The organism is Streptomyces sp. NPDC085946 (genome assembly GCF_044540485.1).
Lineage (GTDB): Bacteria > Actinomycetota > Actinomycetes > Streptomycetales > Streptomycetaceae > Streptomyces.
On sequence record NZ_JBITSF010000024.1, the window covers coordinates 40,684 to 66,777 of the forward strand.

The window sequence follows — 26,094 nt, forward strand, 5'->3', positions numbered from 1 at the left end:
GGGGGGGCCCGTGGGGGGGGGGGGTTTGGGGGGGGGGGGGGGGGGGGGGGCCCGCGGGGGGGGGGGGGGGGGGGGGGGGGGGCCGCCCCCCCCCCCCCCCCCCCCCCCCCCCCCCCCCCCCGCCCCCCCCCCGGACCCCCGTCCCTAACCGAACTGCTGCTCCAGGTCCTTCAGCTTGCGCTCCAGGGAGTCCAGGCGCGGCAGGGCCATGGTGTCGTCCTCCGCGGTGAGGTCCACGGTGACGGGGTCAGTCCCGCTGCGCACGGGCTGCAGGGAGTGACGCGCGCGGACGGGCAGCTGCTCCGGCCCGGATATGGCAGGCTCCGCGGAGACCAGTTCCCCGGAGCCGCGCTCCACCGCCTGCACCTCGACCTGGCGCCCGGCGCCGCGGCCGGCGAAACCGCGGTGGCCACGGCTGATGGCCTTCAGCTGGGCGCGCTCCACGCGCTCCTGCTCGCGGCGCCGGCGCCGGGTCTCCTCCTTCTGGCGCTTGTCCTCGCGGACCTCCTCGACGGCCTCGTCGAGGCTGCGGACGCCCTCCAGGAGCATCAGCGACCAGGCGCGGTAGGTCTCGCGGGGGGCCCGCAGCCAGCGCACGACGCGGATCTGCGGCAGCGGCCTGGGCACCAGGCCCTGCTCGCGCAGGGCGGCCCGGCGGGTCTGCTTCAGCGCGCGGTCGAACAGGACCGCCGCGGACAGGGACATCCCGGCGAAGAAGTGCGGGGCGCCGTCGTGGCCCAGGCCCCTGGGCGCGTGCACCCAGTTGAACCAGGCCGCGGCGAAGGCGAACGTCCAGACGAGTATGCGGGAGCCGAGCGCCGCGTCACCGTGGCTGGCCTCGCGCACCGCGAGCACGGAGCAGAACATCGCGGCACCGTCCAGGCCGAACGGCACCAGGTACTGCCAGCCGCCGGTCAGGCCGAGGTTCTGCTCGCCGAAGCCGACCAGCCCGTGGAAGGAGAGGGCGGCGGCGACCGCCGCGCAGCAGAAGAGGAGGACGTAGGAGACGGTGCCGTATATGGCTTCCTTGCGCCTGCGGCGCTCTTCGGCGCGCTCCCACGAGTCGTCGGCGCTTGAGTCCTTGACCGAGGAGCGCTTGCCGCGCGCCAGCACCGCCACCGCCGTCAGCATGCCCAGGAGCAGTACGGCGCCCGGAAGCAGCCAGTTCAGCGATATGTCGGTCAGTTTCATACGGGGTCCCTTGCAGTGGGATAGGGCGTAACGCCCGCCATAGTGGCCCAATCCCGCCGGACCTCAGGGGGTTTCGGGGCAAGAGGCCGCCAAGGAGGTGCAAGGGGATGCCCAGGACGGCGTTCTGCTCGAACTGCCGCTTGAGGCGCGGGAGTTGAGTTCGAACAAGACTACCCGTACGGGTGGTTCCTCGGAAAGTTCCCGTGACGCGTGAGGGAGTTGTGAATCGCCCGTGACCGTACGGCAGTCATGCTTGCGGGTGATCTTAGGGGATGGCCGACGGGCGGCCGCACGGGGGCCGCCCGCCGGGAGCTCAGCCGGCCGCGGCGACCGCGGTCCTGGCCTCCCGCGCGGTGTCGCAGGTGCGCGGGCAGGTGGCGCAGGCGTCCTCGGGGCGCACGGTGTAGAACATGCAGCAGCTCACCCGGTCCCGGGTGGGCACCGGCTCGCCGGACGGCCCGGTCAGCTCCCGGAAGCCCGCCGCGCCGACGTAGGGCCTGGTCGCCCCCGGCAGCAGCAGTTCCAGCTCGCGCATCGCCCGTCGCCCCTCGTCCTCGCCGAGCAGTCCGGCGACGTACCACAGGCCCTCGACCAGCTCGTCGGTCGCCATGCCCCACAGGGCCCGGCCGCGCCGCCGCATGCGCGGGCCGAAGCCGGCGAGGACCGGCTCCAGGTGCTCGGCGACCGCGGCGCGCACCTCCGCCCGCAGGGCGTCCTCGTCGGGGACCACCCGGGCGCCGGGCAGCGCGGCGGCCGGGTCCCCGGGCAGGCAGGCGAACCCGGCCGGGCGCACGGCCAGGCGGCCCAGGGCCAGGCCGGGGGCGGCGCGGTCGTACGAGACGTGCGTCACGGGGTAGCGCGGCACGCGGCGGTGCAGGAACCACGGCACGGTGATCAGCAGGCAGGCGGGCCAGGCGTACCGGTGCAGGCCGAAGGTCGCGACGACGTCCGGCCGGGCCCGCTGCCCGTAGTCGCGCAGCACCTGCGCCTCGTCCCGGGCGAGGAACGCGTCGAGGGCGGCGCCGCCCGCCGCGAGCTGGTCGGCCGCGACCCAGTCGCCGCCCCGGGGGAGCTCCCCGTCGGCCCCCAGCTCGGTGACGGCCAGCCCCGGAACGGCCCGGGCCAGGCGGGCGTACGCCGCGGTGACGGCCGAAAGGAGCACGGGCATGCGGACCACCGATCCACGTCTCGTCGAACTGACTGGTTTAAAGGTAAGCCTTACCTTACCCAAGATCGTGGATATGTGAACTGGCGTCCGGTGCGCTTATCGTGCTTGATGTCTGAACGACAAGCCGTTGTATTACCTCATGTGCCGACACGTCCGGAGGAAGACCCGTGAAGCAGGGCGCGCAGGGCTCCGCGGACTCCAGGGGCCTCGGGGAGCCCGCCGGGACGGCGGTGCCCGCGGGGCGGGACGGGTGGGTGCGGGTGCCGCCGCAGGCCGGGGCCGCGCGCGGCGAGCACACGCACGGCGAGCACGCGCACGGCGGGCCCTCCGTGCCCGCTCCGCGCGCGCGGCCCGCCGTGCAGCGCTCCTCCGTGCGCGGGCAGGTCCTCGACGCGTTGCGCACCGCGCTGGTGGCCGGTGAGCTGCGGCCCGGCGAGGTGTACTCGGCGCCGGTGCTCGCGGAGCGGTTCGGGGTGTCCGCGACGCCCGTCCGCGAGGCCATGCAGCAACTGGCCCTGGAAGGGGCCGTCGAGGTCGTCCCCAACCGCGGGTTCCGGGTCGTCGAGCGGGGGACGCGGGAGCTGGCCGAACTGGCCGAGGTGCGGGCGCTGATCGAGGTGCCGGTGATGCTGCGGCTGGCCCGTACCGTCCCGGTGGAGCGGTGGGCCGAGCTGCGCCCCCTCGCCGAGGCGACGGTGCGCGCCGCGTCGTCCGGCTGCCACGCCACGTACGCCGAGTGCGACCGGGCCTTCCACCGCGCGGTGCTGTCGCTGTCCGGCAACGCGCAGCTGGTCCGCATCGCCGAGGACCTCCACCGGCGCGCGCAGTGGCCGCTGGTCGGGGGCGGGGCGGCCGCGGCGCGCGGGCGTGCGGCCCTGGTGGCCGACGCCCACCAGCACACGGCCCTGCTGGACGCGCTCATCGCCGGTGACCTGGACGTGGTGCGGGCACTGGTGGGGGAGCACTTCGCCTGCGGCGGCTGAGCGGGGCGCCAGCAGGAGTCCGCGGGGGCTGTGCGGGGCGTCCGCAGGAGTCCGCGAGGGCTGGGGGGCCAGCAGGAGTCCGCGGGTGCTGGTGGGGGAGCACTTCGCCTGCGGCGGCTGGGCGGGGTGCCCGCAGGAGTCCGCGAGGGTCTGAAGGGACCGCAGGAGCCTGAAGGGACCGCAGGAGTCTGCAGGGCGTCTGCGGGGCTCGGTGGACGGCTCCGTGCGGCCGGGGTGGCGAGGGCTGTCGCGGCCCGTGCCCGGTGCGGGCCGGGGCCGCACCGGGCGTTCCGTGCTCCGTCCGCCGGGCGGGCCCCGGCCGTCGCTGCGGGTTCGTGGTTGTCCCTGAGTGCGGGTGGCCGTCGCTGCGGGTCCGTGGCCGTCCCTGGGTGCGGGTGGCCGTCGCTGCTGGTTCGTGGCCGTCCCCGGGCACGGGCGGCCGTTACCGCCGGTCCGTGGCCGTCCCTGCGCGCGGGCGGCAGCCGCCGCCGGTCAGGGGCCGTCACCGGGCGGGGACGGCGCCTCGTTGAGGGCGGGCGTCCGTCGACGGCTCGCCGCATCACCGGCGCCGCGCGCCCGCCGCACCACCGGCGCCGCGCGCCCGCCGCACCACCGGCGCCGCATGCCCGCCGCACCACCGGCGCCGCGCGCCCGCCGGGCGCGATCAGGCCGTGGCCGCCGGCGGGGCCAACTGGCGGGCGAGCCAAGTGGGGACGCCGCCCAGGAGGCGGAACAGGCGGCGCGCCTCGTCGCGGAGCCGGGACGCCTCCGGCTCCGCCTCGGTGTCCGCGAGGGAGACCAGCGCCGGTGCCGTGCCCACGAGATAGCCCAACTCCTCCCGGATGCGCAGGGATTCGGCGAAGCCGTGCCGGGCCTCCGCCACCTCCCCGTCGCGCAGGGCGAGTCCGGCCAGGTGCCGCCAGGTGGACGACAGCAGCAGCGGGTCGGGGTGGGCGGTGGCGCCCGCGTGGGCGCGGCGGTAGGCGGCGCGGGCGGCCTGCGGGGAGCGGGCCAGGTTCTCGGCGAGCAGGCCGCGCCGGAAGTCCAGCAGGGCCCGGCCCGGCGTCCCCGGCGCGATCAGTGCCGCCGCCCGGCCGAGCGCGGCGCGCGCCTCGTCGGCGCGGTCCCGGACGGTGAGCACGGTCGCGGCGTACGCCAAGTACCCGCGTTCACAAGCGGCCGCGCCCCGCTCGTCGTCGCTGTGGGCCAGCGCCTCGGCGGTGCGCAGCGCGTCCTCGGCCTCCTCCCAGCCCTGCTCCGTGTACAGGCACCGCTCCACCAGCAGGGCGGCGCGCTGCAGCGCGGCCGCCGGGGTGGCCGGTGTCAGCAGGGCGGCCGCGTCGGCCCAGCACGCGCGGGAGCGCAGCCGCCATACCGCGGTCTGGAGGGGATCGTCACCGGCGGTCGTTCCGTTACCAGACATGGCGGTATGCGCCACGTTGCCCTCCCCGAGCACGCCATCGAGCTTTGAGTGGTGGCGGCATCTCAGCACGGATCGCGGGGCCCGGCCAAGAGGGTGGGTGAAGGATTTCACAAAGTCGTGGGGCGGCGCGGGGGCGCGTTCCGGCTCCCGCGCGGCACCGGCGTCTCAGCTCATGCGCAGCGCCAGGAAGAAGTCGAGCTTGTCCTCCAGCCGGGACAGGTCACGGCCCGTCAACTGCTCGATCCGGCCCACCCGGTAGCGCAGCGTGTTGACGTGCAGGTGCAGGCGGGCCGCGCAGCGGGTCCAGGAGCCGTCGCAGTCCAGGAAGGCCTCCAGGGTGGGGATGAGCTCCGCGCGGTGGCGGCGGTCGTAGTCCCGCAGCGGGTCCAGCAGGCGGGCGGTGAAGGCACGGCGCACGTCGTCCGGGACGAAGGGCAGCAGCAGGACGTGCGAGGCGAGTTCCTGGTGGCCGGCCGCGCAGACCCGGCCGGGGCGGGCCGCCGCCACGCGGCGGGCGTGGCGGGCCTCCTCCAGGGCGCCGCGCAGGCCCTCCGCCGAGTGCACGGCGGCGCTGACGCCGAGGGTGACCCGCCCGTCGTCGTCCAGCCCGGCCGTCAGCGGGCCGCGGACCGCCTCCAGGAGCGCGTCGGCGAGGACGCCCGACTCGGAGCCGTCGTGCTCGGCGGAGACCGCCGGCAGCGGGACGAGCGCGACCGCCTCGTCGCCGGTGTGGGCCACGGCGATGCGGTCGGACGGTTCGGGGCCGGCGGCGTGCGGGTCGGCGAGGATCTCCTCCAGGAGGGACTGGGCGACCGGGCCGCCCGCCACCTCCCCGGGGGCGCCGCCCGCCGTGTCCTCCCAGTCGACGCGCGCCACGACCACCTGCCAGTGCGGCGCGGCGCCCAGGCCGGGCAGCAGCACCGGGGCCGCCACCCGCAGGCGGGCGGCGATCTCAGCCGGGGCCGCGCCCGTCTGGACCAGCTCCAGGACCTCCTGGGCGAGGCGGCGGCGGACCGTGCGGGCCGCGTCCCGGCGGTCCCGCTCCACGGCGATGAGCTGGGTGACGCCGTACAGCAGGTCGAGCCGCTCCTCCGCCCAATCGCCGGCGTCCGCCTCGACGGCCAGCAGCCAGTCCGACAGCACCGTCTCGCGCACGTCGCGGGCGGCGGCCTGCGGGGAGCGGCCGCCGGAGCGGACCGGGAACAGCGAGTAGGTCGTGGCGCCCAGCAGGACCCGGTGGGGGCCGCGGCGGCCGGTGCGGGTGGCCGCCAGGTGCTCGGCCGCGAGCTGCGCGCACACCTCGGCGGGCAGGGCGGGGCCCGCCACCTTGGGGCCCGCGACGAGCCGCCCGGTGGGGGACAGCACCCACGCCCGCAGGTCCAGGTCGGAGCCGAGCAGGTCCAGCACCACGTCGGGGCCGCCGCCCGCCGGTCCGGAGGTCATCATGCGGCGGTGCCGGTCCACGACGGCCGCGAGGTCCCCGGCGCGTTCCCCGGACACCTGCCGCACGACGTGCTCGGTGATGGTCGCGAACGCCACCGACTCGTGCACCGCGAACAGCGGCAGGCGGTGCCGGGCGCAGGCCGTGACCAGGTCGTCGGGCACGTCCCCCAGCTCGGCCTCGCCGGCCGCGAGCGCGGCGACCCCGGCCTGGGCCAGGATCCGGACGAACGGCTCGGAGTCGCCGGCGTCGCGGCGCCAGGCGAGACCGGTGAGCACCAGTTCGCCGCCCGAGAGGTAGCGGCTGGGGTCCCGCAGGTCCGTGGTCATCACACCCCGGACGGTGCGGTCCAGCTCGTCCTCACCGCCGAGGAGCCTGAGGCCCAGCGCATCGGTGTCCAGCAGTGCGCGCAGCCGCATTCTCGTCGCCGCCGTTCTCTGTCTCGAAATCTACGATGGATCGTGGGGTCTCGGGTGAGGCGCCCGTGCGGCGGACCGGTGAGCTGGGCTCGCCGACGCCCGGGCGGTTCCCGGCTGTGTTCCCGGTCACGCGGCCGTGTCGCGCGTTTCCACAGGAAAACGAGGAGGTTACCGATGACCTCCGTTCATACGAATCTACAAGATGCCCGTCGTGGCCAGCCAACTCCTTCATGGTTTCGGTGACTGACCCTGCTGGAGCACACGGCGGTGTACTGACTCCCAACCGAGTGAACAGCACATGAACGAGCCGGGCCCGCCGCACACGGATTGGCTCAATCTGTACGCCCCACGAGACGAAGAAGAGAGCCGGTCATGGACTTCCTTCGCCCCGCCAGCTGGGAGGAGGCGCTCGCCGCGAAGGCCGAGCACCCCACCGCTGTGCCGATTGCGGGTGGCACCGACGTGATGGTCGAGATCAACTTCGACCACCGCCGGCCCGAGTACCTCATGGACCTGAACCGCATCGGCGACCTCTACGAGTGGGAGGTGGGCGAGGAGAGCGTGCGGCTGGGCGCCTCCGTGCCGTACACCCGCATCATGGAGCACCTGCGCACCGAGCTGCCGGGGCTCGCCCTCGCCTCGCACACGGTCGCCTCCCCGCAGATCCGCAACCGCGGCGGCGTCGGCGGCAACCTCGGCACCGCCTCCCCGGCCGGCGACGCCCACCCCGCCCTGCTCGCCGCGGGCGCCGAGGTCGAGGCCGAGTCGGTGCGCGGCAAGCGCCTCATCCCCATCGACGACTTCTACACGGGCGTCAAGCGCAACGCCCTCGCGCCCGACGAGCTGATCCGGGCCGTGCACGTGCGCAAGGCCGACGGCCCGCAGCAGTTCTCCAAGGTGGGCACGCGCAACGCCATGGTCATCGCCGTGTGCGCCTTCGGTCTCGCGCTGCACCCCGAGACCCGCACCGTGCGCACCGGCATCGGCTCGGCCGCCCCGACGCCCGTGCGGGCCAGGGCCGCCGAGGAGTTCCTGAACGCGGCGCTCGACGAGGGCGGCTTCTGGGACAACGGCGAGATCATCACCCCGTCGGTCGCCAAGCAGTTCGCGGACCTGTGCTCCGCCGCCTGCAACCCGATCGACGACGTCCGGGGCACCGCGAGCTACCGCCGTCACGCCGTCGGCGTCATGGCCCGCCGCACGCTGACCTGGACCTGGGAGTCGTACCGCGGCACCCGCCGCACCGCGAAGGGAGCTGCGTGATGCGCGTCAACCTCATCGTCAACGGACGTCCGCAGGAAGCCGACGACGTGTGGGAGGGCGAGTCCCTGCTGTACGTGCTCCGGGAGCGCCTGGGCCTGCCGGGTTCGAAGAACGCCTGCGAGCAGGGCGAGTGCGGCTCGTGCACGGTCCGGCTCGACGGCGTGCCCGTCTGCTCCTGCCTGGTCGCCGCCGGCCAGGCGGAGGGCCGCGAGGTCGTCACCGTCGAGGGCCTGGCGGACTTCGCCGAGCGGCGCGCCGAGGGCGGCTGCGCCTCCGGCGCGTGCGGCACCCCGCTGGACGAGGCCCGGCGGTGGCAGGCCAAGGGCACCGACTCGCACACCGGCGAGGGCACCGCGCTCTCCCCGGTCCAGCAGGCGTTCATCGACGCCGGCGCCGTCCAGTGCGGCTTCTGCACGCCGGGCCTGCTGGTCGCCGCCGACGAGATGCTGGAGCGCAACCCCACCCCGACCGACGCGGACATCCGCGAGGCGCTGTCGGGCAACCTGTGCCGCTGCACCGGCTACGAGAAGATCATGGACGCGGTCCGCCTGGCGGCCGCCCGGCAGGGAGAGGCGGTCTGAGCATGGCTTCCCCCAGCGGAACCCCCACGAAGATCACCCAGGGGTCGCAGACCAAGGGCGGCATCGGCGAGTCCACGCTCCGCCCCGACGGCATCCTCAAGGTCACCGGCGAGTTCGCGTACTCGTCCGACCTGTGGCACGAGGACATGCTCTGGGGCCAGATCCTGCGCTCCCCGGTCGCGCACGCCGAGATCGTCTCGATCGACACGGGCGAGGCGCTGGCCACGCCGGGCGTGTACGCCGTGCTGACCCACGACGACCTGCCCACCGAGGTGAAGCACTACGGCCTGGAGATCCGGGACACCCCGGTCCTCGCGCACGGCAAGGTGCGCCACCACGGCGAGCCGGTCGCGCTCGTCGCCGCCGACCACCCGGAGACCGCCCGCCGCGCCGCCGCGAAGATCCGGGTCGAGTACCGCGAACTCCCGGTGATCACGGACGAGGCGTCGGCCCTCGCGCCCGACGCGATCCTCGTCCACGAGCACCGCGACGACCACCACATCGGCCACGTCCCGCACCCCAACATCGTCCACCGCCAGCCCATCGTGCGCGGCGACGTGGCGGAGGCCCGCGAGCGGGCCGACGTGATCGTCGAGGGCGAGTACACCTTCGGCATGCAGGACCAGGCCTTCCTCGGTCCCGAGTCCGGGCTCGCCGTGCCCGAGGAGGACGGCGGCGTCCACCTCTACGTCGCCACCCAGTGGCTCCACTCCGACCTGCGCCAGATCGCGCCCGTGCTCGGCCTGCCCGAGGACAAGGTGCGCATGACGCTGGCCGGCGTCGGCGGCGCGTTCGGCGGCCGCGAGGACCTGTCGATGCAGATCCACGCCTGCCTGCTCGCGCTGCGCACCGGCAAGCCCGTCAAGATCGTCTACAACCGCTTCGAGTCCTTCTTCGGGCACGTCCACCGCCACCCCGCGAAGCTCCGCTACGAGCACGGCGCCACCAAGGACGGCAAGCTCACGCACGTCAAGTGCCGGATCGTCCTGGACGGCGGCGCCTACGCCTCCGCCTCCCCGGCCGTCGTCGGCAACGCCTCCTCCCTGTCGATCGGCCCGTACGTCGTCGACGACGTCGACATCGAGGCCGTCGCCCTCTACACCAACAACCCGCCCTGCGGCGCCATGCGCGGCTTCGGCGCGGTCCAGGCGTGCTTCGCCTACGAGGCGCAGATGGACAAGCTGGCGAAGCGGCTCGGCATGGACCCGGTGGAGTTCCGGCGGCTCAACGCCATGGAACAGGGCACGCTCATGCCGACCGGGCAGCCGGTCGACTCCCCGGCCCCGGTCGCCGAACTGCTGCGCCGCGTCAAGGCGATGCCGATGCCGCCGGAGCGCCAGTGGGAGTCCAGCGAGGGCGCCGACGTGCGGCAGCTGCCCGGCGGCCTGTCCAACACCACGCACGGCGAGGGCGTCGTCCGGGGCGTCGGCTACGCGGTCGGCATCAAGAACGTCGGCTTCTCCGAGGGCTTCGACGACTACTCCACCGCGCGCGTCCGCATGGAGGTCGTCGGCGGGGAACCGGTGGCGACCGTGCACACGGCCATGGCGGAGGTCGGCCAGGGCGGTGTCACCGTCCACGCGCAGATCGCCCGCACCGAGCTCGGCGTCGCCCGGGTGACCATCCACCCGGCGGACACCCGGGTCGGTTCGGCGGGTTCGACCTCCGCCTCCCGGCAGACGTACGTCACCGGCGGCGCCGTGAAGAACGCCTGCGAGCTGGTGCGCGAGAAGGTGCTGGAGATCGGCCGGCGCAGGTTCGGCTCCTCCCACCCGGCCTGGGCCACGGCCGAACTCGTCCTGGAGGGCGGCAAGGTCGTCACCGACGGCGGCGAGGTCCTCGCCGACCTGGCCGACGTCCTCGGCGACGAGGCCGTGGAGGTCGAGGAGGAGTGGCGGCACCGGCCGACCGAGGCCTTCGACCTGCGCACCGGGCAGGGCAACGGGCACGTCCAGTACTCCTTCGCCGCGCACCGCGCCGTCGTCGAGGTCGACACCGAGCTCGGCCTGGTGAAGGTCGTCGAACTGGCCTGCGCCCAGGACGTCGGCAAGGCGCTCAACCCGCTCTCCGTCGTCGGCCAGATCCAGGGCGGCACGGTCCAGGGCCTGGGCATGGCGGTCATGGAGGAGATCGTCGTCGACCCGAGGACCGCGAAGGTGAAGAACCCCTCCTTCACGGACTACCTGATCCCCACCATCCTCGACACGCCGACCATCCCCGTCGACGTGCTCGAACTCGCCGACGACCACGCCCCGTACGGGCTGCGCGGCATCGGCGAGGCCCCCACCCTGTCGTCGACGCCGGCCGTCCTCGCGGCGATCCGGAACGCGACCGGGCTGGAGCTCGACCGCACGCCGGTACGGCCCGAACACCTCACGGGCACGGCGTAGCACACGGCTCTCCGGGCGGCGCAGGGAACGTCACGCACTCCGTCGCGCCGCCCGGAGCCCCCTCCCCGGCCGCCGCACCGCTCGCGGCGGCCGGGCAGGCAGCAGGACACCAGCAGATCCCGTTCGTTCGTCTCGGGCCGTCCCCCGGGTCGTGCGGCCGCAGCACCTTCCCAAATCCCGCAGCCGCGCCCCACGCGGCGAGCGGCCGTCGCACCGGCCGTCACGCGGGTGCCCCTATGAACCTTGGGAGCAGGCCCACATGACCCAGCAGTCACTGGAGCCGGGGACCACAGCGCAGGACGCGGGCGAAGGCACCCGCGTACCCGCCGGACGGTCCTGGCTCGACCGGTACTTCCACATATCCCGCAGAGGGTCCACGGTCGCGCGTGAAGTGCGCGGCGGCGTCACCACCTTCATGGCGATGGCGTACATCCTCCTCCTCAACCCCCTGATCCTGTCCGGCCAGGACGCCGCCGGGAACACCCTCGGCCGGCAGGCCCTCATCACGGCGACCGCGCTGGCGGCGGCCCTGACCACGCTGCTGATGGGCTTCGTCGGCAAGGTGCCCCTCGCGCTCGCCGCCGGCCTGTCCGTCTCCGGAGTCCTCGCCTCCCAGGTCGCGCCCCGGATGACCTGGCCGCAGGCCATGGGCATGTGCGTGGTGTACGGCGTGGTCATCATGCTGCTGGTGGTCACCGGCCTGCGCGAGATGATCATGAACGCGATCCCGCTGGCGCTCAAGCACGCGATCACCATGGGCATCGGCCTGTTCGTCGCCCTCATCGGCTTCTACAAGGCCGGTTTCGTGCACCAGGGCGAGGCGACCCCCGTCACCCTCGGCCCGGCCGGCGAACTGGCCGGCTGGCCCGTCCTGCTCTTCGCGGTCACCCTCCTGGCGATCTTCATGCTCCAGGCGCGCGGCGTCCCCGGCGCGATCCTGATCGGCATCGTCGGCGGCACCGTGCTCGCCGTGATCCTCAACGCCGCGGACGTCGTCGCCCCCGGGCAGTGGGCCGGCGGCGCGCCGGAACTGCACGGCAGCGCCGTCTCCCTGCCCGACTTCTCGGTCTTCGGCCAGGTCGAGTTCGGCGGCTGGGGCGAGGTCGGCGCGATGACCGTCGGCATGATCGTGTTCACCCTGGTGCTCGCCGGGTTCTTCGACGCGATGGCCACCATCATCGGCGTCGGCACCGAGGCCGGGCTCGCCGACGACAAGGGCCGGATGCCGGGCCTGTCCAGGGCGCTGTTCGTCGACGGGGCCGGCGGGGCGATCGGCGGTGTCTCGGGGGCGTCGGGCCAGACCGTGTTCGTCGAGTCGGCGACCGGCGTCGGCGAGGGCGCCCGGACGGGCCTGTCCTCCGTGGTCACGGGCGCGTTCTTCGCGGCCTGCCTGTTCTTCACCCCGCTGACCGCGATCGTCCCGGGCGAGGTCGCCGCCGCGGCCCTGGTCGTCATCGGCGCCATGATGATGATGAACGCCCGGCACGTGGACTGGGCCGACCGCGCCACCGCGATCCCGGTCTTCCTGACCGTCGTGATCATGCCGTTCACCTACTCCATCACCGCGGGCGTCGCCGCCGGAGTCGTCTCCTACGCCGCCGTCAGGACCGGCCAGGGCAGAGCGCGGGAGATCGGCGCCTTCATGTGGGTGCTGACGGTGATCTTCGTGGTGTTCTTCGCCCTCGACCCGATCGAGGGCTGGCTGGGCGTGCACTAGCCGCCCGTGGAAACCCTCCACCCAACCGCCGCAAGGAGACCGAGACAGATGCTGGACATCGCCGAAGAGCTCGACCGGTGGGTCGGGCAGGGCCGTGACTTCGCCGTGGCCACCGTGGTGGCGGTCGGGGGCAGCGCGCCCCGCCAGCCCGGCGCCGCGCTCGCCGTGGACGCCGGGGGCACGGCGGTCGGCTCGGTCTCCGGCGGCTGCGTGGAGGGCGCGGTGTACGAGCTGTGCCGGCAGGCGCTGGAGGACGGCGGGACCGTCCTGGAACGCTTCGGCTACAGCGACGAGGACGCCTTCACCACCGGCCTGACCTGCGGCGGGACCATCGACGTCCTCGTCACGCCGATACGGGCCCAGGACCCCGTCCGCCCGGTCGCCGCCGCCGCCCTGGCCGCCGCCGCGCGCGGCGAGGCGACGGCGGTGGCCCGGATCGTGCGGGGCCCGGCCGGGCTCCTGGGCCGGGCGCTCGCGGTGCGCCCCGACGGGTCGTACCAGGGCGGCTTCGGCGCCCACCCCGAGCTGGACCGCACGGTCGCGGCGGAGGCGGGAGCCCTCCTCGACGCCGGGCGCACCGGCACCCTGGAGATCGGCGAGCGGGGCTCGCGGTGCGGCAGCCCGCTCACCGTCCTGGTGGAGTCGTCGGTCCCGCCGCCCCGGATGATCGTCTTCGGCGCGATCGACTTCGCGTCGGCGCTGGTCCGCGTCGGCGCGTTCCTCGGCTACCACGTCACGGTGTGCGACGCCCGCCCGGTGTTCGCGACGCGGGCCCGCTTCCCGGAGGCCGACGAGATCGTCGTCGAGTGGCCGCACACCTACCTGGAGCGGACCTCCGTGGACGCCCGCACGGTGCTGTGCGTGCTGACGCACGACGTCAAGTTCGACGTGCCGCTGCTGAAGGTGGCGCTGCGGCTGCCGGTGGCGTACGTCGGCGCGATGGGATCCCGCCGCACCCACCTGGACCGCGTCGAGCGGCTGCGGGAGGCCGGCGTCACCGAGCCGGAGCTGGCGCGGCTGCGTTCCCCGATCGGCCTGGACCTCGGCGCCCGGACGCCCGAGGAGACGGCGCTGTCCATCGCCGCGCAGATCGTCGCCGACCGGCGCGGCGGCAGCGGGGTCCCGCTGACCGGCGCGCACCTGCCGATCCACCACGACGGCACGCCCGCCGGGCCCGTGCCCGGCCTGCGCGTGTCCTGACGGTCCGCGGCTGGGCGGCGCCGCCCGAGGGGCGGTCCGCGGCGGGTGTCACGGCTGCCTGAGCAGCGCGTTCACCGCCCGTCCGAACATCGCGCGCCCCGAGGCCCGCACCAGCGGGTCGAAGACCGCCGGCAGCCCCCTCACCCGCACGTCCTCGCGCCACAGCACCCGCGCACGGCCGCCGGGGCCGGGGCGGACCTCCAGTTCGGCCCAGCCGGTGACGACCCGGCCCCGCTTCTCCAGCCGGCACAGCCCCGGGGCGTCGCCCTGCGGCGGCCGCCACACCGTGATCTCCATCGGGTCGTCGAAGCCGATCGGCCCCAGTCCCGAACGGGCCACGACGACCGTGCCCTCGCGCGTCGGCGGGGGTGTCGCCACCGAGACCCGCGTCAGCGGGACGGCGTCACCGTGCCGGGGCCACCGCGTGACCCGGCGCCAGGCCTCGTCGAGGGAGAGGGGCACCGTGCGTTCCAGCTGGAAGTCGACCACGGGACGATCGTAGGGAATGCGGGCCGGCCCGGCAGCGGACGTTGGTGCTTCCGCGGATTCTTGAAGAGGACTCACGGAAGGCGACGGGAAGAAAGGCGGACAGACGTTCCCTTCCCGGGCGAGTCGGCTTCAAGTGTTTGAGACAGCTTCGGTGCGGCACCCGGCGCACTGCAGTGTCAGCCGTCCGGGACGGAGCACCCGCCGCATGCAGGAACACCCGTGGAGCCGGCACCCGGCAGAAGGTACCCCGAGGAGTCCGGTCGAAGCCGTCCTGTTCGACCGCGACGGCACCCTCGTGCACGACGTCCCCTACAACGCCGACCCCGCCCTCGTCCGCCCCGTCGACGGCGCCCGCGAGGCCCTCGCCCTGCTGCGCGAGCGCGGCATCCGCACCGGCGTCGTCACCAACCAGTCCGGCATCGCGCGCGGCCTGCTCACCGACGCCGACGTGCGCCGCGTCAACGCGCGGGTCGACGAGCTCCTCGGCCCGTTCGACGTGTGGGCCGTCTGCCCGCACGGCCCCGACGACGGCTGCCCCTGCCGCAAGCCGCGGCCCGGCATGATCCTGTGGGCGGCGGGCCGGGTCCGCGCCGACCCCGCCGCCTGCGTGCTGATCGGCGACATCGGCGCCGACGCCGAGGCCGCCCGCCGGGCCGGCGCCCACGGCATCCTCGTACCGAACGACGTCACCCGCCCCGAGGAGACCGCCGCCGCCGAGCACGTGGCGCCGGACCTGCTGACCGCCGTCCGCGCGGTGCTCGCCGGGCCGCCGCGGGGCCGCGTCCTGGCCGACGAGCGGCCCGTCCTGGAGGCGTACGCGACCGGTCCCGCGCGCGGGAGACGCCCGTGAAGGCGCTCGTCGCCCGCCTGGACGACTTCGGCGACGTCCTGCTCGCCGGTCCCGCGGTCCGCGCCGTCGCCGCCCGCGCCGACACCGTCACGCTGCTGTGCGGGCCGCGCGGCGCGCCCGCCGCCCGGCTGCTGCCCGGCGTCGACGACGTCCTCGTCTGGGACGCCCCCTGGGCCGGATTCCGGCCGCCGCCGGTCGACCGCGCGCGGACCGAGGCCCTGGTCGACGCGATCGACGCCGACACCGCGCTGGTCCTCACCTCCTTCCACCAGTCCCCGCTGCCCGCCGCCCTGCTGCTGCGCCTGGCCGGGGTGCGGCGCGTCGCCGCCGACAGCGAGGACTACCCCGGCTCCCTGCTCGACGTCCGCCACCACCGCGCCCCGCACGCCCACGAGGCCGAGGCCGCCCTCGACCTGGCCGAGGCCGCGGGCTTCCCGCGCGTCGACGACGGACGGCTGCGGATCCTGCCCCCGCCCGCCACCGCCGACCTGACCGGACCCGGCCCCTACGTCGTCCTGCACCCCGGCGCGAGCGTCCCCGCCCGGGCCTGGAGCCCCGGGCGGTGCGCCGCGGCGGTACGCGAACTGGCCGCGGCCGGGCACCGGACGGTGGTCACCGGCGGCCCGGGCGAACGCGACCTGACCGCGTACGTCGCCGGGGAGCACGGCCTCGACCTCGGCGGCCGCACCGGCGCGCCGGAACTCGCCGGCGTCCTCGCCGGGGCCACCGCCGTCGTCTCCGGCAACACCGGCCCCGCCCACCTCGCCGCCGCCGTCGGCACCCCGGTCGTCTCCCTGTTCGCCCCGGTCGTCCCGGCCGGACGCTGGCGGCCGTACGGCGTCCCGTACGTCCTGCTCGGCGACCAGGACGCGCCCTGCGCCGGCACCCGGGCCCGCACCTGCCCCGTGCCCGGCCACCCCTGCCTGGACACCGTCACCGCCCACGAGGTCGTCACCGCCGTGGAGAAGCTGAGCGGGGAGAGGTGAGGGCCGGCTCCCCGGCCGGGCGGGGACGGCCCGCGGCGGCGTGCGCCCGGCGCGCGGTCTCCGCCGCGGTCCGGGAACCGGGCGGGTGACGGTCTACCGAACCGCCGGGCCGTGCGCGTGCGCGTGCTGAGCGCCCCGGCCCGCGTCGGCGCGCCCGCCGTCTTCGACGAGGGGGCGCGGTGAGCCGGGAAGCGGGGTCCGGAGCGGCGCGGGGCCCGGCGATCCGGTGGCCGGGGACGCGGCGCCGCCCGGCCCGGCGGAGCCGTGCGCGGGCCGGCGGCACCCGATGGGCCCCTCTGCGGCGGCGGAGCCGCTCCGGACCGGGCAGGCTGCTGACATGCCCGGACGAAGGAGCACGATGGAGCCGGTGGGCGCGGAGGACCGCATCACGGGAGCCGGCCCGCAGGGGCCGCCCCGCGTCCTCGTGCTGCGCGCCCTCGGACTGGGTGACCTCCTGGCCGGTGTCCCCGCCCTGCGGGCCCTGCGCCGGGGTTTCCCCGGGCACGAGATCGTGCTGGCCGCGCCCGCCGAGCTCGCCCCGGTCGCCGCGGCGACGGGGGCCGTGGACCTGCTGCTGCCCGCCGCCGCGCCCGGCCGGGCGGTCCCCGCCACCCTCGACTGGACCGGCCCGCCCCCGGACGTCGCCGTCGACCTGCACGGCAACGGACCGCCCAGCCACCGGCTGCTCATGGCGCTGCGCCCCGCGCGGCTGCTGGCCTTCGCCCACCCCGGGACCCCGGAGGTCGAGGGTCCGCCCTGGTACGCCGAGGAACACGAGCGCGACCGCTGGTGCCGGCTGCTCCGGGCGTACGGCATCGACGCCGACCCCGCCGACCTGCGGCTGCCCCGCCCGGCGGCGGCCTCGCCCGCGCCCGGTGCCGTCGTCGTGCACCCCGGCGCCGGGTCGCCCGCCCGCTGCTGGCCCGTCGAGCGGTACGCGGCGGTCGCCGCCGCGCTGCGCGAGCGCGGCCGGCGGGTGGTGGTGACCGGGGGAGCGGAGGAGGCCGATCCGGTGGCCCGGCTCGCCAAGCGGGCCGGGCTGCCCGACACGGACGTCTTCGGCGGCGGCCTGCCCTTCGAGCGGCTCTCCGCGCTGGTCGCCGGCGCCCGCGCCGTGGTCAGCGGCGACACGGGCATCGCCCACCTGGCGGCCGCCCACGCCACGCCCTCCGTGACCCTGTTCGGCCCGGTGGCGCCGAGCCGCTGGGGCCCGCCCGCGCACCCCCGGCACCGCGCCCTGTGGTACGGCCCGGAGGGCGACCCGCACGGCCGCACCCCGGACCCGGCGCTGCTGCGGATCACCCCCGACGACGTCCTCACCGCCCTGGACGGCCTGCCGGAGGCCTGAACCCCGACGGCTCCCCGGACCGTCCGTGAGCCCGAACCGAAGCCCGTGAAGGGGACCGCACCATGACCACCCCACCCACGGACCGCGGCACGGCCGTGCCGCAGACCGGCCGCAGCCCCATCGGCGTCGTCATCGCCACCCGCAACCGCTCCGCGAGCCTCGCCGTGGCCCTGCGCCACCTCCTCGCCCTCCCCGAGCGACCGGAGATCCTGGTCGCGGACAACGCCTCCACCGACGACACCCGGGCGATGGTCCGCCGCGACTTCCCCCGGGTCCGCGTCCTGGCCCTGCCGTTCAACCGCGGCGCCCTGGCCCGCACCCACGGCACGCGCGCCCTGAGGACGCCGTACGTGGCGTTCAGCGACGACGACTCCTGGTGGGCGCCCGGCGCGCTGAGCACGGCGGTGCGGCTGTTCGAGGCCCACCCCCGGCTCGGCCTGATCGCCGCCCGCACCCTGGTCGGCCCGGCCGCGGAACCCGACCCGCTCAACGACGTGCTGGCCGCCTCGCCCCTCGGCCCGGCCGGCGACCTGCCCGGCACCCAGGTGCTGGGGTTCCTCGCCTGCGCCTCCGTGGTCCGCCGCAGCGCCTACCTGGACGCGGGCGGCTTCCACCGGGTGCTGTTCTTCGGCGGCGAGGAGACCCTCCTCGCGTACGACCTGGCCGCCCGCGGCTGGGGCGTCACCCACTGCCCCGGCGTGGTCGCCCACCACCACCCGGCGCCCGTGCCCCGCGCGGACCGCCCGGCCGTCCAGCGCCGCAACGCGGTGCTCACCGCCTGGCTGCGCCGCCCCCTGCCGTACGCGCTGGCCCGCACCCGCGACCTGGCGGCCGAGGCCCGGCGCGACGGCCAGGCCCGGCGCGCCCTGCGCGAGACGCTCGCCCGCCTGCCCGCGGCCCTGCGCGACCGCAGGGCCCTGCCGCCGCACGTGGAGCGGGCCGCCCGACTGCTGGACGGAGCGACAGCATGACCGACCCCCGCACGACCGTCGTCGTCATCACCCACAACCGGCGCGACGAACTCCTGCGCACCCTCGACCGGCTCGCCGAACTGCCGGAGCACCCCCCGGTGATCGTCACCGACAACGGCTCCACGGACGGCACCGCGGCCGCCGTCGCCCGCCTGCACCCCCGGGTGCGGCTGCTGACGCCCGGCCGCAACCTCGGAGCCGTCGGCCGCAACCTGGCGGTGCGCGAGGTCCGCACCCCCTACACCGCGTTCTGCGACGACGACTCCTGGTGGGCGCCCGGCGCGCTGTCCGGGGCCGCGGACCTGCTCGACCGGCACCCGGCCCTCGGCACGGTCACCGCCCGGATCGTCGTCGAGCCCGGCGGCACCGAGGACCCGATCGTCAAGGAGCTGCGGGACTCGCCCATCCCCGGGCCGGACTGGCTGCCCGGCCCGGCGCTGGGCTCCTTCCTGGCCGCGGCGACCGTGCTGCGCACCGACGCCTTCCGGGCCGCCGGCGGCTTCCACCCCCGGCTGTGGCTGGGCGGCGAGGAGGAACTGCTCGCCGTGGACCTCGCGGCCGACGGCTGGTGGCTGACGTACGCCGATCACCTGACGGTCCATCACCACCCGTCCGCGGCGCGGGACCCGCGGCTGCGCCGCACGCACGGCATCCGCAACACGCTGTGGTTCACCTGGCTGCGCCGGCCGGTCGGTCCCGCGCTGCGCCGCACCCTGGACCTGGCCCGCACGGTCCCGCGCGACACCGCCTCCCTGCGCGCCTTCGCCGAGGCCGCCGCCGCGCTGCCGTGGGTGCTGCGGGAGCGCCGCGTGCTGCCCCCGGAGGTCGAGTCGAGGCTGCGGCTCCTGGAACCCGGGCAGCGGACCTCGACCGCCCGCCGCTACATCGGCTGACCCCGCGGCCGGCGCGCGCTCAGTGTTCGGACCACCGGCACAGCAGCCGGAACACCAGGAACAGCGTCGGCGGCCACACCACGGCGAACGCCCAGATCACCGCCGGCTCGGACGTGACGATCCCGGACACCATCAGCGCGACCGACACCGCGAGCGCGGCGGCCACGCTCCGCGGCCGGGGCGTGCAGGAGGCGATGCGGACCAGCACCCGCGCGGGCACGGGAGGGCGGCCCGGGCTGAAGGTGCGCAGCCGCCGGTCGAGGCGGCGGTCACGGCGCAGCACCCGTTCCATCTCGTCCAGGATGCGCTGTTCGTGCTCGGGGAGCCGGCCGATGGACACTCTGTCTCCTTCCGGGGCGGCGCGACACGGACCACCGGGTGCCCGGGCCCCTCGCGCGCTAACCGGCGGCGCGCGGCACCAGCGCCTCGACGAGCCGGTCCGCGCTGTCCGGCACCGCGCCCTCCTGGAAGGCGTCGCGGATCTGCCGGGCGCTGACCCGGCCGCCGGTCAGGCACCAGTCCCACCAGCGGTCCAGCTGCCGCACGTCCAGCCGCTCGGCGGCCAGCAGCGCCGGCCAGCCGCAGGCCCGGGCCTGCGCGGTCACCTTCGCGCCGCCCGCCACCGGGTCGACGGCCAGCACCGGCGTGCCGACCCGCAGGGCGAGCACCAGCCCGTGCAGCCGGTCGGTGACGACGAGGTCGAGGCGGGCCAGGACGGACTGGAGCTGCGCGGGCGTCGCGCTCAGGTGCCAGTCGCGGGTGTCCAGCCGGGTCTCCAGCTCCAGCCGGGCGCAGTCCTTCCCGGCCAGCCAGCGCGTCACCTCCTCGGCGACCCGGTCGTGCCGCCGCTGCTCGCCGTACTCGTGCTGGCCGTGGGTGAGGATCACCCCGACGACCGGTCGGGCCGGCACCACCGGGGCGCGGGCCGCCAGGTCCTCCACCGGCTCGCGGTCGGGCGCGTCGCGCGGCAGCACCCGGTGGAAGCCGGTCACGGCCGGGCTGCCGGGGTCGATGACCGAGGTGCCGACGGCGATCCGCACGCAGTGCGCGAACCGCCGGTGCAGCTCCTCGACCTGCGGCCCGTGCAGCGGGCCGCACACGAACACCAGGTGGGTGTAGTCGCCGGGGCGCACGTCGTCCAGGTGCAGCGCCTCGGGCAGGAAGCCGGGGCTCCAGGCGACGTCGTACGGCAGGCCCGTGCCCCGCAGGACGTCCTCCACGCGGCGCAGCGCCAGGACGTCGCCGGCGGTGGCCTCCCCGTCGAGGAAGCTGAACCAGCCGGTCAGCAGCACTCGCCGCGGTCGTATGCGCTCATGCGTCTGCTGTGTCTGCACAGTGCCGGAGTGCCCCGTCACAGCGGGTGCAATCAAGCCATATGTCCGGTTTGCGGGGTGGGCTCAGGCGGCCCGGCCCCGCGTCTCGCCCAAGGCGTCACCGGACGCGGCGGCGACCGCGCCCTCGGCGGCGCTTGCGGCGGCGGTCCGCTCCCGTCCGGCGCCGCCCCGGATCAGCCGCAGGTGCCGCTTGCCCGCGGCGTGCCTGCGCCGCGCGGGGGCGGGTTCGAACAGGCGCTCCTCCACCCGGTCCGCGACCAGGAGCATGACGCTCAGGAACGGCAGCAGCAGTACGGCGACCCAGACCATGACGGACCCCTCGACCAGGAGACGTGAGTACGGGTGCTCGGGCATCGGCCGCTGATGCGTCCGGCGCGTGTGAAGAACCGGTGACGATCCGGGCGGTGCCGTGACGGCGCGTCAACGGGCGCGGGAACGGCGGGCCCTGACGCGGTGACGAGACCGGTGACATTGCCGGTCCCGGGGCGGTGCCTCCCCGCCGACAGTGACACCTGCCAGCCCAACGGCGGAGCCCGGCGGCCGGCGCACGGACGCGTTCCGCGTCGTACCCCCGTGCGCCCGTGCCCGGTCGTCCGCCGACGACCGAGAGGACGACTCGTCGTGCAGCATCCCCACAGCAGCACCGGCACCAGCACCGGGAGCGGCACCGCGCTCCCGACCCCGGCCCGGGCCCCGCGCCGCGGGACCGGCCGGCTCGCGGGCCTCGCCGCGGCGGTCACCGCTGTCGTCGGACTCACCACCCTCACCGGCCCCGGCGCCCACGCGGCGGACAACCCCTACGAGCGGGGCCCGGCGCCCACCGAGAGCAGCGTCACGGCCACGCGCGGCCCGTACGCCGTCTCCCAGACCAGCGTCTCCTCGCTCTCCGTCACCGGCTTCGGCGGCGGCACCATCTACTACCCGACCAGCACCGCCGACGGCACGTTCGGCGCCGTGGCGATCTCGCCCGGCTTCACCGCCTACGAGTCCTCGATCGCCTGGCTGGGGCCGCGGCTCGCCTCGCAGGGCTTCGTGGTGTTCACCATCGACACCAACACCACGGTCGACCAGCCGGACTCCCGGGGCGACCAGCTCCTGGCCGCGCTGGACTACCTCACCCAGCGCAGCTCGGTGCGCGGCCGGGTCGACGCCACCCGGCTCGGCGTGATGGGCCACTCGATGGGCGGCGGCGGCTCGCTGGAGGCGGCCAAGGACCGGCCCTCGCTCCAGGCGGCCATCCCGCTGACGCCGTGGAACCTGGACAAGACCTGGTCCGAGGTCAGGACGCCCACCCTGATCTTCGGCGCCGACGGCGACACGATCGCCCCGGTCTCCAGCCACGCCGAGCCCTTCTACACGAACCTGCCGTCGTCGCTGGACAAGGCGTACCTGGAGCTGAACAACGCCACCCACTTCACGCCCAACACCTCGGACACGACGATCGCGAAGTACAGCATCAGCTGGCTGAAGCGCTTCATCGACAACGACACCCGCTACGAGCAGTTCCTGTGCCCGCTGCCGCGGCCGAGCCTGACGATCGAGGAGTACCGCGGCAACTGCCCGCACACCTCCTGACTCCCGTACGGGAGTTGGCGACCGGCGCGCACGGCGCGTCCACCGGTGGCGGCCCACGTGGCCGCCACCGGTTTTGTGTGTGCCCGCCCCGGACCGCTGTGCCCGGGAGGGGAGTCGCGGGGGCGGCCCCCGGTGTTGTGCGCGTGCAGCGCGCCGGGTCCGCCGCGTTGTGCGGCGCCACAGGCCGGCCGCCGCGCGGAGCTCCCGAACGGGCAGGTGACGCCGCCGAAGTGCCGCCGGGACGGTGTGGACGCCAGCCTTCCGCCTGACGTTACGCGGAAGTAACGTGGCGGGAATGACCGGACAGACGACTCCGAGACCCGTTCCGCTCCGGTACCGCGCGCGACGGCAGGCGGTCGCCGGGCTGCTGGACCGGCTGCGCACCGACGGCGGCGTCCGCGTGGTGACCGGTGAACCCGGTTGCGGCCGCACGGCCTTCCTCGAATCCGCCGCCCGCTCCTTCACCGCCGGCCCGGTGACGGCGCTGCGGGCCGACCCGGCACGCTCCGGGCAGCCGTACGGAGGACTGCGCGCGCTGCTCCGTGCGACGGGCGCACCGGACGCGGTTCCCGGCGCCGCGCCGGCGGGGGAGGCGCTGCTCGCCGCCCTGGACGCGAGGGGCGCGCGGGAACCCGTCCTGGTGTGCGTGGACGACGCCCACCTGTGGGACGCCGCCTCGCGGGCCGCCCTCGGCCACGCGGCGGCCCGCCTGCACGCGGCGCCCCGGCCGGGCCTCGGACTCCTGCTCGGCGTCGCCGGACACCGCCCCGTGGACCCCGAGTTCGCCGGGCTGCCCGTGCTGCGCCTCGGCCCGCTGAGCCCCGCGGACGCGGCGGCGCTGGTGGACGACGCGACGGACGGGGCCGTCGTTCCGGACGTGCGCGACGAGCTCGTGGCGGAGGCGGAGGGCAGCCCGGCCCTGCTGCTGGCCCTGGTCCGGCGGCTGTCCCCGGCCCAGCTCGGCGGCCGCCGCCCGCTGCCGCGCCCGCTGGCCGACGCCGAGGTGCTGACCGCCGCGGCCGGGGGATGCCTGACCGGGCTGCCGCCGGAGCAGCACGACCTGCTCCTGACGCTCGCGGCCGCCGTACGGGCCTCGGGCGAGCCGGACGCCGACGCCGAGCTCGTGCGGGCGGCGGTGGCCGAGGGACGCGCGGGGGGCGGACCCGGGAACTGCGGGGTTCCCCGGCGTCCCGGCCCGTACTTCGTCGTGCCGGGGGAGGCGGCGGGGTTGGGTCGCGGGGCCGGAGGTGGTGGGGCCGGAGGTGGTGAGGGGCCATGGCGTCCGGACCCGCAGGTGGCGGTCCTGGCGGGGGCGGAGGCGCCGGGTGGCGGGCTGCTCGGAGGAGGTGGAGCCGTACGGCGTCCGGATCCGCAGGTGGCCGTTCCGGGGGAGGCCGGGGAGCCGGACGGGGAGGGTCCATGGTGTCCGGATCCGCAGGTGGCGGTCCCGGGGGAGGCCGGGGAGCCGGACGGCCGGGGTCCACGGCGTCCGGACCCGCACCCCGTCGTCCTGGCGGGGGCGGAAGGGCCGGGCGGTGGGCTCGGCGGAGGTGCGGCCGTCCGGTGTCCGGATCCGCAGGTGGCCGTCCAGGCGGCGGCCGGGGGGCCGGACGGTCAGGGCCCGTGGCGTCCGGACCCGCACCCCGTCGTCCTGGCGGAGGCCGGGCCGGCGGGTGGCGGGGCGGGCGTGCCGGCGGCGGGGCCGTTGCCCGAGGTGCTGCTGGCGGCCGACGGGCGGCTCCGGTTCCGCAGTGCGCTGCTCGGCAGGGCGGTGTACGCGGCGGCGTCCCCCGAACGGCGCCACGCCGCCCACCAGGCGCTGTCCCGTGCGCTGTCCGGCGGACCGCGGCTGCTCGCGCTGCTGCACCGCTCGTGGGCCTCGGCGGCTCCCGGCGCGGCCGTCGCCGACGCCCTGGCGGAGGCCGCCGCCGACCCGGCCGCCGACCTCCCGCACGCCCTGCGCTGCACGGCCCACACCCGCGCCGCCGAGCTGACACCGGACGGGGCGCGGCGGGCCCACCGCTACACGGCCGCCGCGGCGCAGGCCCTGCTCGCGGGGGACGCGTCCGAGGCCCTGCGGCTGCTGGACGCGGCCCGCAGCCGTCCGGCACCGGCGGCGGTACGGGGCCGGGCCGAACTCCTGCGCGGCACGGCCCTGCTGGCGGACGGGCCCGTGGACGACGCCCGCGAGTCCTTCCTGCTCGCCGCCCGGCTGCTCGCGCCCCGGCACCCGGAGGAGGCCGCCACGGCGTCCCTGGCCGCGGCGGACGCGGCGTGGGCCGCGGGGGACATGGCGGCGTGCCTGCGGGCTCTTGAGCCGGAGGGGGCCGAAGGGCTGCCGGGGTCTCCTGAATCCCAAAGGTCCGCCGCATCCCAGGAGGCTGCCGCATCCCAGGAGTCTCCCGAATTCCAGAGATCTCCAGAATCCCAAAGGTCTGCCGAATCCCGGAGATCTCCGGAATCCCAGGAGCCCGTTGGGGCCGTCGGGTCCGGGGAGCCCCCGCCGGAAGCCGAAGGGCCCCCGCACGCCCTGCTGTGTGATCACCGCGAGGGCATGCGGGCCGTCCTGCGGGGCCGGTTCGACCTGGCGGCCGTGCCGCTGCGGCGCGTGGTGGACCGGGGGCGGCCCGCGGACGACCCCGACCAGCTGCTCCGCTCGGCGGCGGCCGCCCTGCTGCTGGGCGACGTGACCGCCGCGCGCCGGGCCGGTGCCCGGGCGCTGGCGGCGGCCCGGACCCTCGGTTCCGCCGCCCTCGAACCCCGGGCCCTGGAGTACCTGGCCTACGCCGAACTGCGCGCGGGACGGCACGCGCTGGCCCGCACCCACGCCGAGGAGGGGCTGCGCAGCGCGTACCGGACGGGACAGCGCAACAGCGCCGCCCACCACCACGCCGTCCTCGCCCTGGCCGCCTCCATCGAGGCGGACACCGACCTCGTCACCGGGCACGTGACGGCCGCGCTGCAGACGGCCCGGCGGCACGGCCTGGCGCAGGCCGCGACCCTCGCGCAGTGGGCGGCGGCCCGCGCCGACCTGGGCCGCGGCCGTCCCCGGGAGGCCGCCGACCGGCTCGGCCCGCTGGTCCGCCCGGGACCCCGGCGCGGCCACTTCGCGGTGTGGATGCTCGCCGTGCCCTGCTACGTGGAGGCCGCCGCGCTCAGCGGCCAGCCCGACTCCGCCCGCCCGGTCGTCGAGGACTTCGCCGTCTGGGCGGCCTGCGACGCCGACCCCCAGGCGCCCGCCCAACTCCTGCGCTGCCGCGCCCTGCTGGCCCCGCCGGACGCGGCCGACGCGCTCTTCCGGGAGGCCCTGGACCGGCACGAGGAGGCGGCCGGCGACTTCGAACGGGCCCGCACCGAACTGCTCTACGGCAAGTGGCTGCGGCGCAGGCGGCGGCTGCGCGAGGCACGGGCCCGGCTCGGCGCCGCGCTGCTCGACTTCGAGCTGTGCGGCGCGGGCCGCTGGGCCCAGCAGGCGGGCGCGGAACTGCGCGCCAACGGCGCCGCGCCGAGCACGACGGCGGCCGGGGAGGCCTGCCGGGCCGGGGCGGGCCCGCTGTCCCGGCTGACCCCGCAGCAGCTGCGCATCGTCCGGTGCGTCGCCGAGGGCGCCACCAACCGGGAGGTGGCCCTCAGCCTGTCCGTCAGCACCCGCACGGTCGACTACCACCTGCGCAACGTCTTCGCCGTGCTCGGGGTCCGTTCCCGGGTCGAGCTGGCCCGCATGGTGGAGCAGGCGGAGAAGACCGGGGCCCTGCTGTGAGGCCGGGCCGGAGCGCCGCAGGGGGGTGACCGGATCCCGGCGTCCGGCCCGGGTCCGGGCACGGGCCGGGGAAAAGACCCGTGCAAAGCACTAGGGACCGACCGGACGGTAT

General features: G+C 76.2%; 21 protein-coding genes. 13 read left to right on the plus strand and 8 right to left on the minus strand.

What is annotated here, in order from left to right; translation table 11 throughout:
* Positions 1–144: 144 nt before the first annotated feature.
* Together ACIF8T_RS33280 and ACIF8T_RS33285 are read right to left on the minus strand one after the other, a co-directional pair.
* A complete protein-coding gene (locus tag ACIF8T_RS33280; RefSeq protein WP_400040268.1) occupies positions 145–1,191 on the minus strand; it encodes a DUF2637 domain-containing protein in 1,047 nt (348 codons plus the stop codon).
* 313 nt (positions 1,192–1,504) lie between these two features.
* Entirely contained in the window at positions 1,505–2,359 is an 855-nt protein-coding gene (locus ACIF8T_RS33285; RefSeq protein ID WP_400040269.1) for a (2Fe-2S)-binding protein, read from the minus strand.
* Positions 2,360–2,526: 167 nt separating this feature from the next.
* On the opposite strand from ACIF8T_RS33285, the gene ACIF8T_RS33290 reads away from it, so the two are divergent.
* Complete coding sequence (locus ACIF8T_RS33290) at positions 2,527–3,342, plus strand: GntR family transcriptional regulator (protein ID WP_400040270.1); 816 nt, start codon at positions 2,527–2,529, stop codon at positions 3,340–3,342.
* Positions 3,343–4,006: 664 nt separating this feature from the next.
* Here the strand turns inward: ACIF8T_RS33290 and ACIF8T_RS33295 are convergent.
* Both ACIF8T_RS33295 and ACIF8T_RS33300 read right to left on the minus strand, forming a co-directional pair.
* On the minus strand, positions 4,007–4,780 hold the full coding sequence (locus ACIF8T_RS33295; RefSeq protein ID WP_400040272.1) for a hypothetical protein: 774 nt from the start codon (positions 4,778–4,780) through the stop codon (positions 4,007–4,009).
* 150 nt (positions 4,781–4,930) lie between these two features.
* Positions 4,931–6,625: a PucR family transcriptional regulator gene (locus ACIF8T_RS33300; protein WP_400040274.1), complete on the minus strand. Its 1,695-nt coding sequence runs from the start codon at positions 6,623–6,625 to the stop codon at positions 4,931–4,933.
* Between the two features lie 372 nt (positions 6,626–6,997).
* On the opposite strand from ACIF8T_RS33300, the gene ACIF8T_RS33305 reads away from it, so the two are divergent.
* The 5 genes from ACIF8T_RS33305 to ACIF8T_RS33325 all read left to right on the plus strand — a co-directional run bounded on the left by ACIF8T_RS33305 (position 6,998) and on the right by ACIF8T_RS33325 (position 13,776).
* Entirely contained in the window at positions 6,998–7,888 is an 891-nt protein-coding gene (locus tag ACIF8T_RS33305) for an FAD binding domain-containing protein (RefSeq protein WP_400040275.1), read from the plus strand.
* Positions 7,888–8,469 (plus strand): (2Fe-2S)-binding protein, encoded by a 582-nt coding sequence (locus ACIF8T_RS33310; RefSeq protein ID WP_400040276.1) that lies wholly within the window; start codon positions 7,888–7,890, stop codon positions 8,467–8,469. The genes ACIF8T_RS33305 and ACIF8T_RS33310 overlap by 1 nt, the downstream gene beginning before the upstream one ends.
* Before the next feature lie 2 nt (positions 8,470–8,471).
* Positions 8,472–10,859 (plus strand): xanthine dehydrogenase family protein molybdopterin-binding subunit, encoded by a 2,388-nt coding sequence (locus ACIF8T_RS33315; RefSeq protein ID WP_400040278.1) that lies wholly within the window; start codon positions 8,472–8,474, stop codon positions 10,857–10,859.
* A gap of 259 nt (positions 10,860–11,118) precedes the next feature.
* Positions 11,119–12,576, plus strand: a complete 1,458-nt coding sequence (locus tag ACIF8T_RS33320; RefSeq protein ID WP_400040279.1) for an NCS2 family permease — start codon at positions 11,119–11,121, stop codon at positions 12,574–12,576.
* 48 nt (positions 12,577–12,624) lie between these two features.
* A complete protein-coding gene (locus tag ACIF8T_RS33325) occupies positions 12,625–13,776 on the plus strand; it encodes an XdhC family protein (protein ID WP_400040281.1) in 1,152 nt (383 codons plus the stop codon).
* 48 nt (positions 13,777–13,824) lie between these two features.
* Here the strand turns inward: ACIF8T_RS33325 and ACIF8T_RS33330 are convergent, their stop codons facing one another.
* Positions 13,825–14,265: an SRPBCC family protein gene (locus ACIF8T_RS33330; protein WP_400040283.1), complete on the minus strand. Its 441-nt coding sequence runs from the start codon at positions 14,263–14,265 to the stop codon at positions 13,825–13,827.
* Positions 14,266–14,470: 205 nt separating this feature from the next.
* On the opposite strand from ACIF8T_RS33330, the gene ACIF8T_RS33335 reads away from it, so the two are divergent.
* The 5 genes from ACIF8T_RS33335 to ACIF8T_RS33355 all read left to right on the plus strand — a co-directional run bounded on the left by ACIF8T_RS33335 (position 14,471) and on the right by ACIF8T_RS33355 (position 19,313).
* A complete protein-coding gene (locus tag ACIF8T_RS33335; protein WP_400040285.1) occupies positions 14,471–15,115 on the plus strand; it encodes a D-glycero-alpha-D-manno-heptose-1,7-bisphosphate 7-phosphatase in 645 nt (214 codons plus the stop codon).
* Complete coding sequence (locus tag ACIF8T_RS33340; RefSeq protein ID WP_400040286.1) at positions 15,112–16,101, plus strand: glycosyltransferase family 9 protein; 990 nt, start codon at positions 15,112–15,114, stop codon at positions 16,099–16,101. Before ACIF8T_RS33335 ends, ACIF8T_RS33340 begins: the two co-directional genes overlap by 4 nt.
* 358 nt (positions 16,102–16,459) lie before the next feature.
* A complete protein-coding gene (locus ACIF8T_RS33345) occupies positions 16,460–17,449 on the plus strand; it encodes a glycosyltransferase family 9 protein (RefSeq protein ID WP_400040329.1) in 990 nt (329 codons plus the stop codon).
* A 62-nt stretch (positions 17,450–17,511) separates the two neighbouring features.
* Positions 17,512–18,420 (plus strand): glycosyltransferase family 2 protein, encoded by a 909-nt coding sequence (locus tag ACIF8T_RS33350; RefSeq protein WP_400040287.1) that lies wholly within the window; start codon positions 17,512–17,514, stop codon positions 18,418–18,420.
* Entirely contained in the window at positions 18,417–19,313 is an 897-nt protein-coding gene (locus tag ACIF8T_RS33355) for a glycosyltransferase family 2 protein (RefSeq protein ID WP_400040289.1), read from the plus strand. The genes ACIF8T_RS33350 and ACIF8T_RS33355 overlap by 4 nt, the downstream gene beginning before the upstream one ends.
* A 19-nt stretch (positions 19,314–19,332) precedes the next feature.
* On the opposite strand, the gene ACIF8T_RS33360 is transcribed toward ACIF8T_RS33355, so the two are convergent.
* From ACIF8T_RS33360 to ACIF8T_RS33370, 3 genes are all read right to left on the minus strand, one after another.
* Positions 19,333–19,653 carry a DUF3040 domain-containing protein gene (locus ACIF8T_RS33360; protein ID WP_400040290.1) on the minus strand — a complete coding sequence of 107 codons (321 nt, stop codon included), beginning with the start codon at positions 19,651–19,653 and terminating at the stop codon, positions 19,333–19,335.
* Positions 19,654–19,711: 58 nt separating this feature from the next.
* Positions 19,712–20,599, minus strand: coding sequence for a polysaccharide pyruvyl transferase family protein (locus ACIF8T_RS33365; protein WP_400040331.1), 888 nt, complete (start codon positions 20,597–20,599; stop codon positions 19,712–19,714).
* Between the two features lie 111 nt (positions 20,600–20,710).
* Entirely contained in the window at positions 20,711–21,001 is a 291-nt protein-coding gene (locus ACIF8T_RS33370; protein ID WP_400040291.1) for a hypothetical protein, read from the minus strand.
* Between the two features lie 267 nt (positions 21,002–21,268).
* Here ACIF8T_RS33370 and ACIF8T_RS33375 point away from each other — a divergent pair, with 267 nt between their 5' ends.
* Both ACIF8T_RS33375 and ACIF8T_RS33380 read left to right on the plus strand, forming a co-directional pair.
* Positions 21,269–22,222 (plus strand): alpha/beta hydrolase, encoded by a 954-nt coding sequence (locus ACIF8T_RS33375; RefSeq protein WP_400040293.1) that lies wholly within the window; start codon positions 21,269–21,271, stop codon positions 22,220–22,222.
* Between the two features lie 295 nt (positions 22,223–22,517).
* Positions 22,518–25,982, plus strand: coding sequence for a LuxR C-terminal-related transcriptional regulator (locus ACIF8T_RS33380; protein ID WP_400040294.1), 3,465 nt, complete (start codon positions 22,518–22,520; stop codon positions 25,980–25,982).
* The last annotated feature ends 112 nt before the right edge of the window (positions 25,983–26,094 follow it).